Annotated in this window: 8 protein-coding genes; 7 read left to right on the top strand and 1 reads right to left on the bottom strand. The window is 67.3% G+C overall.

The features are described 5' to 3' along the window. The first annotated feature begins 196 nt into the window (after positions 1 to 196). The 4 genes from rfbB to rfbD are packed head-to-tail and all read left to right on the top strand — an operon-like array spanning position 197 to position 3,595. The gene (rfbB, locus tag LF41_RS12140) at positions 197 to 1,252 is read left to right on the top strand and encodes a dTDP-glucose 4,6-dehydratase (protein WP_036170018.1); all 1,056 of its coding nucleotides are present in this window, start codon (positions 197 to 199) and stop codon (positions 1,250 to 1,252) included. Continuing rightward, the gene (rfbA, locus tag LF41_RS12135) at positions 1,249 to 2,151 is read left to right on the top strand and encodes a glucose-1-phosphate thymidylyltransferase RfbA (RefSeq protein ID WP_036170016.1); all 903 of its coding nucleotides are present in this window, start codon (positions 1,249 to 1,251) and stop codon (positions 2,149 to 2,151) included. Before rfbB ends, rfbA begins: the two co-directional genes overlap by 4 nt. Continuing rightward, entirely contained in the window at positions 2,148 to 2,708 is a 561-nt protein-coding gene (gene rfbC, locus LF41_RS12130) for a dTDP-4-dehydrorhamnose 3,5-epimerase (protein ID WP_036170014.1), read from the top strand. The genes rfbA and rfbC overlap by 4 nt, the downstream gene beginning before the upstream one ends. Next, the gene (rfbD, locus tag LF41_RS12125) at positions 2,705 to 3,595 is read left to right on the top strand and encodes a dTDP-4-dehydrorhamnose reductase (RefSeq protein ID WP_036170012.1); all 891 of its coding nucleotides are present in this window, start codon (positions 2,705 to 2,707) and stop codon (positions 3,593 to 3,595) included. Before rfbC ends, rfbD begins: the two co-directional genes overlap by 4 nt. A gap of 6 nt (positions 3,596 to 3,601) precedes the next feature. On the opposite strand, the gene LF41_RS12120 is transcribed toward rfbD, so the two are convergent. Beyond that, positions 3,602 to 5,335, bottom strand: a complete 1,734-nt coding sequence (locus tag LF41_RS12120; RefSeq protein WP_036170011.1) for a peptide MFS transporter — start codon at positions 5,333 to 5,335, stop codon at positions 3,602 to 3,604. A gap of 131 nt (positions 5,336 to 5,466) precedes the next feature. Here LF41_RS12120 and LF41_RS12115 point away from each other — a divergent pair, with 131 nt between their 5' ends. From LF41_RS12115 to LF41_RS12105, 3 genes are all read left to right on the top strand, one after another. Further along, the gene (locus LF41_RS12115; RefSeq protein WP_084073588.1) at positions 5,467 to 7,458 is read left to right on the top strand and encodes an OPT family oligopeptide transporter; all 1,992 of its coding nucleotides are present in this window, start codon (positions 5,467 to 5,469) and stop codon (positions 7,456 to 7,458) included. 28 nt (positions 7,459 to 7,486) lie between these two features. Then, positions 7,487 to 9,553, top strand: a complete 2,067-nt coding sequence (locus tag LF41_RS12110; protein ID WP_036170008.1) for a S9 family peptidase — start codon at positions 7,487 to 7,489, stop codon at positions 9,551 to 9,553. Positions 9,554 to 9,661: 108 nt separating this feature from the next. Further along, positions 9,662 to 9,850 carry a hypothetical protein gene (locus LF41_RS12105; RefSeq protein WP_036170005.1) on the top strand — a complete coding sequence of 63 codons (189 nt, stop codon included), beginning with the start codon at positions 9,662 to 9,664 and terminating at the stop codon, positions 9,848 to 9,850. Positions 9,851 to 9,854: the final 4 nt, after the last annotated feature.

Below are 9,854 nucleotides of genomic sequence, written 5' to 3'. Positions count from 1 at the left end.
CGCCGCGCCGCGAGTCGGCCGCGCCGGCCGCGCGCGATTTCGGCGACGACTTCGCGGACGACGACATCCCGTTCTGATCGGCGAGCGCCGGGGCCGTCACGGTCGCCGGCGCATCGCACGTCAACACGCGGCCCGGGAGAGGGGTCGCTTCCCATCGCCGGACGGGGTCGGCGAGCGCTAGGCACTGGAGGCTGATGTGACAACGTGGTTGGTGACCGGCGGCGCCGGTTTCATCGGCGGTAATTTCGTACTCGACGCAGTCCGCCGCGGCGTGCGCGTGGTGAACCTCGACGCGTTGACCTACGCGGGCAACGTCGACACGCTGGCGCCCCTCGCCAACGATGCGAACCACGTGTTCGTGCACGGCGACATCGGCGACCGCGCACTGGTCGACCGCTTGCTGCGCGAACACTCGCCCGATGCGGTGATCAACTTCGCGGCCGAAAGCCATGTCGACCGTTCGATCGACGGCCCGGCCGCCTTCGTGCAGACCAACGTCGTCGGCACGCTCGCGCTGCTGGAATCGGTGCGCGACCACTGGAAGTCGCTGCAGGGCGGCGCGAAGGACGCCTTCCGCTTCCTGCACGTGTCCACCGACGAGGTCTACGGCTCGCTCGGCGACACCGGCAAGTTCACCGAGACCACGCCGTTCGCGCCCAACTCGCCGTATTCGGCGTCGAAGGCCGCGTCCGACCACCTGGTGCGCGCGTTCCACCACACTTACGGCCTGCCGGTCCTGACGACCAACTGCTCCAACAATTACGGGCCGTACCAGTTCCCCGAGAAACTCATCCCGCTGATCATCGCGCGCGCGCTGGCCGGCGAGCCGCTGCCCGTGTACGGCGACGGCAAGAACGTGCGCGATTGGCTGTACGTGGGCGACCACTGCGCCGCGATCCGCGCCGTGCTGGAAGGCGGCCGCGTCGGCGAGACGTACAACGTCGGCGGCGATGCCGAGCGCCAGAACATCGATGTCGTGCGCACCATCTGCGCGCTGCTCGACGACCGCCGCCCGCGCGAGGACGGCAACAAGCGCGAATCGCAGATCACCTACGTCGCCGATCGCCCGGGCCACGACCGCCGCTACGCGATCGACGCGAACAAGCTGAAGTCGGAACTGGGCTGGGCGCCGCAGCACACGTTCGAGCAAGGCATCGCCGACACCGTCGACTGGTACCTGTCGAACCAGCAGTGGGTGCAGCGCGTCACCGACGGCAGCTACCGCCTCGAACGCATCGGGACCGCCGCATGACGCCCGCACGCACCACACAGCGCAAGGGCATCATCCTTGCCGGCGGGTCGGGCACGCGCCTGTACCCGATCACCAAGGCGATCAGCAAGCAGCTGCTGCCCGTCTACGACAAGCCGATGATCTATTACCCGCTGAGCGTGCTGATGCTCGCGGGCATCCGCGAAGTGTTGATCATCAACACGCCGCACGAGCAGGCGCTGTTCCAGAACCTCATCGGCGACGGCTCGCAGTGGGGCATGAAGATCGAATACGCCGTGCAGCCCAGCCCCGACGGCCTGGCGCAGGCGTACGTCATCGGCGAGAAGTTCGTCGACGGCAAGCCGAGCTGCCTGGTCCTCGGCGACAACATCTTCTACGGCCACGGCCTGACGGACCTGCTGCAACGCGCGGACGACCGCACCAACGACGCCACGGTCTTCGGTTACTGGGTGCGCGATCCGGAACGCTATGGCGTCGCCGAGTTCGACGCCGACGGGCGCGTGGTCGGCCTCGAGGAAAAACCCGAGAAGCCGCGCTCCAACTACGCCGTCACCGGCCTGTACTTCTACGACGGCCGCGCGAGCGAATACGCATCGCAACTCAAGCCGTCGGCGCGCGGCGAGCTCGAGATTACCGACCTCAACCGGGTGTACCTCGAACAGAACCGCCTGCACCTGGAAAAACTCGGACGCGGTTACGCGTGGCTCGACACCGGCACGCACGAATCGCTGGTCGAAGCCTCGACGTACATCGAGACGATCGAGAAACGCCAGGGCCTGCGCGTGTGCTGCCCCGAGGAAATCGCCTACTTCAACAAGTGGATCGATCGCGGGCAGTTGGAAGCGCTCGCCAAGCCCTTGGCGAAGAACGGTTACGGCCAATACCTGCTCAGCCTGCTGGAACACGGACGCGTCGAATGAAAGTCGTCGAAACCGGTTTGCCCGGCTGCGTCGTGATCGAGCCCGCCGTGTGGGGCGATGCGCGCGGCTTCTTCTACGAAGCCTGGAACGCGCAGCGGTTCGGCGCACTCGGCCTGCCGACCAACTTCATGCAGAGCAACGTCTCTTCGTCGAGCCGGGGCGTGCTGCGCGGCCTGCATTACCAGTGGCCCAATCCGCAGGGCAAGCTGGTGAGCGTGCTGGAAGGCGAGGTCTATGACGTCGCGGTCGACATTCGCCGTGGCTCGCCCACCTTCGGACAGCACACCGGCGTGATCCTCAGCGCCGACAACAAGCGGCATTTCTGGGTGCCGGAAGGTTTCGCGCACGGGTTCGCCGTGTTGTCGGATCGCGCGCTCTTCAGTTACCTGTGCACCGCGCCGTACGACAAGGCGGCCGACGCCGGCATCCGCTGGAACGACGCGAAGCTCGGCATCGACTGGCCCATCGGCAATCCGTCGTTGTCGGAGAAGGACGCCACCGCGCCGCTCCTCGCCGACGTGCCCGAAGACCGCCTGCCGATCTTCGAGGCGCCATGACCGTCCTGCTGCTCGGGGGCGACGGCCAGCTCGGTCGCCGCCTGCGCGGTGCACTCGCCCCGCTGGGCGATCTCGTCGTCACTTCGCGCGGCGGCACGCTCGCCGACGGCACGGTCTGCGAAGCGCTCGATCTCGCCGATCTCGATGCGATCGATGCGCTGATCGCGCGCGTTGCGCCGCAGATCGTCGTCAACGCCACCGCGCATACGGCGGTCGACCGCGCGGAATCCGAGCCCGACCTCGCACATCGCATCAACGCCGAAGCGCCCGCGCGCATCGCGGCCGCCTGTGCCGCGCGCGATGCGTATTTCGTGCACTACTCGACGGACTATGTGTTCGACGGGCAGGGCGCGCGTCCGTATCGCGAGGATGACGTCACCGCGCCGCTCGGCGTGTACGGCCGTTCCAAGCGCGCCGGGGAACTGGCGATCGAGCAAAGCGGCGCACGACACGCGATTCTTCGCACTGCGTGGGTGTATGACGTGCACGGCCACAACTTCCTGCGCACGATGCTGCGCGTTGGCGCCGAACGCGACGAGTTGCGCGTCGTCGACGACCAGGTCGGAACGCCCACGCCCGCGTGGCTGCTCGCCGACGTCACCGCGCAGGTCTTGCGCGCCCCCGTGCGCCGCACCGGCCTGTGGCACCTGGCGACGACCGGCCGCACGAGCTGGCATGGCTTCGCCACCGCGATCTTCGAAGGCGCGCTCGCGCGCGGCCTGATCGCGAAGGCGCCGCGCGTGGTGCCGATCCCGACGAGCGAGTACCCGACGCCTGCCGCGCGCCCCGCGTACTCGGTGCTCGATACGACCGGGATCCAGCGCGACTTCGGCGTCGCGATTCCGGAATGGCGCGCGGCGCTGGACGCCACGCTCGACCGGATGTAATCGGCGTCACTTCACCCCGTGCATCCACCGCCGCAACAGCGGCGCCAGCACCAGGAACACCACCGCACTCCCGAGTCCGATCCACAGCATGATCTGGAACAGGTGCGCGTACTTGCCCGCCGCATCGACGACGTCGATCGCGCCGCCTTCGGGGATCTCGATCGACGCCAGCTTGCCGAACTGCGCGGCCAGCACTTCGGAAAACGCCGTCGCCAGCCAGAAGCCGCCCATCATCAGGCCGACCACCTGCGCGACGGACAACTGCGTCACCGCCGACAACCCGATCGGCGACAGGCACATCTCGCCGATTTCCAGCAGCAGATAGGCGAGCACGAGCCACCACACGCTCGCCATCACATCCGGCCCGACCGTGCGCGCCGCGGCCAGCAGCGGCAAGAACGACAGGGCGGCGAACAACAATCCGATCGCGCTCTTCAGCGGCTTGCTCGGATTCGCACCGCGCTTGTCGAGCCACGGCCACAGCCACGCGAAGATCGGCGAGAGCAGCACGACGAAGAACGACCCGAGGAAGGTCAGCGACCCCGCCGTCTGCGGCACCAGGACGACGTCGCGGAAACACGCGACCGCCATCGCCACCACCCAGATGCCCACGAGCACGCGCGCGAATGCCGCGCGGCCCGCGTCGCTCGCGCGCAACGCCATCACGATCAGGACCGGCGAACCCGCCATGAGCCACACCGACCACGGCAGCGTGCCGCTCGCATCGCTGACCAGCGACGGAAACATGTCCTTCGTCATCAGCCTGTCGGTGAAGGTCAGCCACGAGCCGTACGTCTGCTCGTACAGGGTGAAAAACACGAGCACGCCGAGGATGAGGACCAGCAGCGCGATCATCTGCTGGCGTTGCTCGCGCGTGCAGTAGCCGATGACGTAGACCACGAACCACGCGAAGAACGCCGCCGCCACGATGTACATCGACCAATGCACCGCGCCGGTGGTCTGGATCAGCTGCCACACCACCGCCACGCCGGCGAGCGAGCCCAGGTAGATCCACCATTCGCGCGAAACGCCCGCTACGCGCGTGCGCAACGCCGCCGGATCGCGCGGTTCGGCGTGGCCGTGCAGGTACTTCTGTCCCCACAGGAACATCGCCAGCCCGGCGAGCATGCCGATGCCCGCGGCGCCGAAGCCGTATTTCCACCCGTAGGTTTCACCCAGGAACGCGCAGATCAATCCGGCGAACAACCCGCCGACGTTGATGCCCGCATAGAACAGCGTGAAGCCCGAATCGCGGCGCGGATCGTCCTCGGCGTAGAGCTTGCCGACGATGGTCGAGATGTTCGGCTTGAGGAACCCCACGCCCATGATGATCAGCGCGAGCGACCCGTAGAACACCTGCAATGCGAAGGCATCGCGCACCATGACGCCGTCGACGCGATGCGCCTGCGTGCCTTCGACCGCCATGCCCAGGTGCCCCAGGCACAACAGCACGCCGCCGAGCACCACCGCCTTGCGCATGCCGAGCCAGCGATCCGCGAGCAGGCCACCGATCACCGGCACCGCGTAGACCAGGCCGCCGTACGCACCGATGAGGTCGTACCCGGCGTCGTCGTTGAAGCCGTGGTGCTTCAGCAGGTAAAGCAGCAGCAGCGCCTTCATCCCGTAGAAGGAAAAGCGCTCCCACATCTCGGTGAAGAAGCAGACGAAGACGCCCTTGGGGTGCCCGAGGAAGTCCTCGCTGCGCGGGATGTCGCTGTAAGCGGTGACGGACGACGACATCGCGCGGCTCCCCCCGGGGCCAGACAGGCCGGGCGAGTATAGGCCGCCGCGTCGCGCGCTGGACTTGGGACCGGCCGTGCGCTTAGGGTGGGCCGGATTTTTTCGACATCCTCTCCGGGAGATCGCCCGCCGTGTCAGTCATCGCTCCGGCCGGCCTCGAGCCGCGCACCGAATTCACCCTGCGCGCCCTCGTGCTGGGCGTGATCATCACCCTGGCCTTCACGGCCGCCAACGTCTTCTTCGGTCTCAAGGCCGGCCTGACCTTCGCCACGTCGATCCCGGCGGCGGTGATCTCGATGGCGTTGCTGCGCTACTTCAAGGATTCGACGATCCAGGAAAACAACATCGTGCAGACGGTCGCCTCGGCGGCGGGCACGTTGTCCTCGATCATCTTCGTGCTGCCGGGCCTGGTGATCATCGGGTGGTGGACGGGCTTCCCCTACTGGGCGTCGTTCCTGATCTGCGCGCTCGGCGGCATCCTCGGCGTGATGTATTCGATCCCGCTGCGCCGCGCGCTGGTCACCAACTCCGACCTGCCGTATCCCGAAGGCGTGGCGTGCGCCGAAGTGCTGAAGGTCGGCAGCCCCGGCGAGGAAGGCACCGCGCACGGCGCCGAAGACAGCCGCGCCGGTCTGATGGCGGTCGTGTGGGGCGCGGTCGTCGCCGCGGTGTTCGCGGCCGTCGTCGCCACGCGCACCTTCGCCAGTGACGTGAAGAGCTACTTCAAGGTGGGCGAGGGCGTCACCGGTTTCGACTTCGCACTGTCGATGGCGCTGTTCGCGGTCGGCCACCTCGTCGGCCTGTGGGTGGGCCTGGCGATGTTGCTCGGCGCGATCATCGGCTGGGCCTGGGGCGTCCCGCATTTCTCGGCGCTCGCCACCGATCTCACCGGCAGCTTCGAGGACATCGCGGGCGCGACGTGGAGCACCAACGTGCGCTTCGTCGGCGCGGGCACCATCGGCGTCGCGGCCATCTGGACGCTCGGCAAGCTGGTCAAGCCCGTCGTCAGCGGCCTGACCTCCGCGATGGCCGCGCAGCGCGCGCGTTCGTCGGGCAACCTGGCCTCGCTGCCGCGCACCGAACACGACATCCCGATCACCGTCGTGGGTGCGGTGATGCTCGCCTGCTTCGTGCCGCTCGGGTTCCTGATCTCGCATTTCAGCGCGGAAACGGGCCTGGGTTCGCACACCGTGCCGCTCGTGATCGGCGGGCTGGTCTACATCGTGGTGATGAGTTTCCTCGTCTCCACCGTCTGCGGTTACATGGCGGGCCTGATCGGTTCGTCGAACTCCCCGCTCTCCGGCATCGGCATCCTCGTGGTGATCGGCGCGGCGTTGCTGCTCGTATTCGGCATCAAGCCCTCGCTCGCGCCGGGGCTGGAAAAGGGACTCGTGGCGTTCGCGCTGATGATCACCGGCGTGGTGTTCACGGTGGCGGCGATCGCGAACAACAACCTGCAGGACCTCAAGACGGGCCAGCTCGTCGACGCCACGCCGTCGAAACAGCAGTGGGCGCTCGTCGTCGGCGTCATCGCCGGTGCGGCGATCATTCCGCTGATCCTCGACATCGTGAACCAGGCCTACGGTTTCGTCGGCGCGCCCAACGCGGGCAAGGAAGCATTGGCCGCGCCGCAGGCGGGCCTGATCTCCGCGCTCGCGCAGGGCGTGATCCAGAACAACATCGACTGGAGCCTGATCAAGATCGGCGCCGGCATCGGCGTGGTGCTGATCGTCATCGACGAAGTGCTTCGCCGCACGACGAAGGGCGCGCACCTCTCGCCGCTCGCCGTGGGCCTGGGCATCTACCTGCCGACGTCGTCGACGTTGATGGTCGTCGTCGGCGCCATCGTCGGCTGGTACTTCGACAAGCGCGCCGACCGCGGCCCGCGCCCGGAAGCCACCAAGCAACTCGGCGTGCTGCTCGCCTCCGGCATGATCGTCGGCGAAGGCCTGATCGGCGTGCTGATCGCCGCCATCGTCGCGTTCAAGCTGTTCCCGCTGGGCCTCATGGGCGATGAATTCGCCAGCGGCCCGGCGGTGTGGATCGGCGGCATCGCATTCGTCGCCGCGATCTTCTTCCTGTATCGCTGGACCGAACGCGCCGCGCGCACGGTCAACGGTTGATCCAACGCATCACTCCAGGACCCACGACATGAATTTGCGTCCCGCTCTGTTGTCCCTCGCGCTGATCGCCGCATTGCCGGTGGTGGCGCATGCCGAACGCGGCTTCGAAGTCCGCGATCTGGCGAAGCTCGATCGCGTGTCGTCGCCCGTGTTGTCGCCCGACGGCCGCAAGGTCGTGTTCGCCAAGCGCGTCGTCGATTTCGACGCGAACAAGGGCGCCTCGTCGCTGTGGATCGAAGACTTGTTCGCGCGCGATTCCGCGCCGCCGGTGCGACTCACGCCCGAAGGGTGGAACGTCAACTCCGCGACGTTCGCCGGTGACGGCGCGCGCGTGTACTTCCTCAGCGCGAAGAACGGCTCGATGCAGCTTTACGCGATCCCGGTCGCCGGCGGCGCGCCCGTGCAGCTGACGGATGTGCCGGGGGATGTCGGCGGGTATCTCGTCTCGCCGGACGGCAAGCGCGTCGCGCTCGCGCTCGAAGCGTATGCCGACTGCAAGTCGGACCTGGCGTGCAACGTGAAGAAGAACAAGGAACGCGAGGACCGCAAGGCCTCGGGCGTCGTGTTCGATCGCGTCTTCATCCGCCACTGGGATGCCTGGAACGAAGGCAAGCTCAATCGCGTGTTCGTCGCGCCCTTCGCGGCAGACGGCGCGAAGATCACGCAGGCCACGCTCGTGGGCAACGACGTGGTCGGCGACGTGCCCTCGCGCCCGTTCGGCGACACCAGCGAGTTCGCCTGGTCGCCCGACGGCAAGTCGCTCGTGCTCTCCGCGCGCAAGGCCGATCGCGAAGAACCGTGGTCGACCAACTTCGACCTGTACCTCGTCAACGCCGACGGCACGGGCACCGCGAAGAACCTCACCGCCGCCAACAAGGCGTGGGACACCAACCCGGTATTCTCCGGTGACGGCAAGACGCTGTACTACCGCGCGATGAAGCGCCCGGGTTTCGAAGCCGACCGCTTCGCGCTGATGGCGATGGATGTCGCGAGCGGCAACACGCGCGAAATCGCGCCGAAATGGGACGCCTCGGCCAACGGCCTCCTGCTCACCCACGACGGCAAGTCGATCTACACCACGGCGCAGGAACTCGGGCAGGACCCGTTGTTCTCCGTGGATGTCGCCACCGGAGAAGTCACCTCGATCGTCAAGGACGGTTCGGTGACGTCGATCGACCTCGCCGGCCCGACGCTCGTGTACACGCGCAACACGCTGCAGACCGGCGACCAGTTGTTCGCAGCCCAGCCCGACGGCACCACGCCGCGCGCCATCACGCAAAGCGCGGGGCAGATGTTGCCCGACGTGAAGTTCGGCGAAGCCACGCAGTTCAAGTTCATCGGCTGGAACAACGAGACCGTGCACGGTTACGTCGTCAAGCCGTGGAACTACCAGGAAGGCAAGAAGTACCCGGTGGCGTTCCTGATCCACGGCGGCCCGCAGGGCAGCTTCGGCAACGGCTGGAGCTATCGCTGGAACCCGCAGACGTACGCAGGCCAGGGCTACGCGGTGGTCATGATCGACTTCCACGGCTCGACCGGTTACGGCCAGGCCTTCACCGATGCGATCAGCCAGCACTGGGGCGACCGCCCGCTGGAAGACCTGCAGAAGGGCTGGGACGCGGCGCAGAAGCAGTTCGGCTTCCTCGACGGATCGAAGGCCTGCGCGCTCGGCGCCTCCTACGGCGGCTTCATGGTCAACTGGATCGCCGGCAACTGGAACGCGCCGTGGAAGTGCCTGGTGACGCACGACGGCGTGTTCGACCAGCGCATGATGGGTTACGCGACCGAGGAGCTGTGGTTCAGCGAGTGGGAGAACGGCGGCACGCCGTTCGAACACCCGGAAAACTACGAACGCTTCAACCCGGTGAACCACGTCAAGGACTGGAAGAAGCCGATCCTGGTCGTCCACGGCCAGATGGACTTCCGCATCCCGGTGGAGCAGGGCATCGGCGCCTTCACCGCGGCGCAGCGCCAGGGCATCGAGTCGAAGTTCCTGTACTTCCCCGACGAGAACCACTGGGTGCTCAAGCCGCAGAACAGCGTGCTCTGGCACGACACGGTCAACGCCTGGCTCAAGCAGCACATCGGCCAGTAATCCCCTCGGATCGACCGGGCGAAGGCCCCGCTATTGCGGGGCCTTCGCGTTTCACGCAGGCTCGACGGTGGCGGCAGGAGGGTGGCCGCTCCAGCGAGGGGAGGCGGCATGTACGAGATCGACCACGGGGGCGAATTCAAGGCCTATCGCGGGCCGGACCGGCGGAAGAACGCCGAACGGCGCAAGACCGGCGACCGCCGCGAAATGATCCGGTTCGAGCCGGACAAGGAAGACCGTCGCAGCGGGAAGGACCGTCGGAAAGCCGCGGCCTGGGGCACGATCGCCTCGCGGACCTGACGCC

Origin of the sequence: Lysobacter dokdonensis DS-58 (assembly GCF_000770795.1) — a bacterium.
Taxonomy (GTDB): domain Bacteria; phylum Pseudomonadota; class Gammaproteobacteria; order Xanthomonadales; family Xanthomonadaceae; genus Noviluteimonas; species Noviluteimonas dokdonensis.
This window is presented reverse-complemented; position numbering and strand designations above follow the sequence as displayed.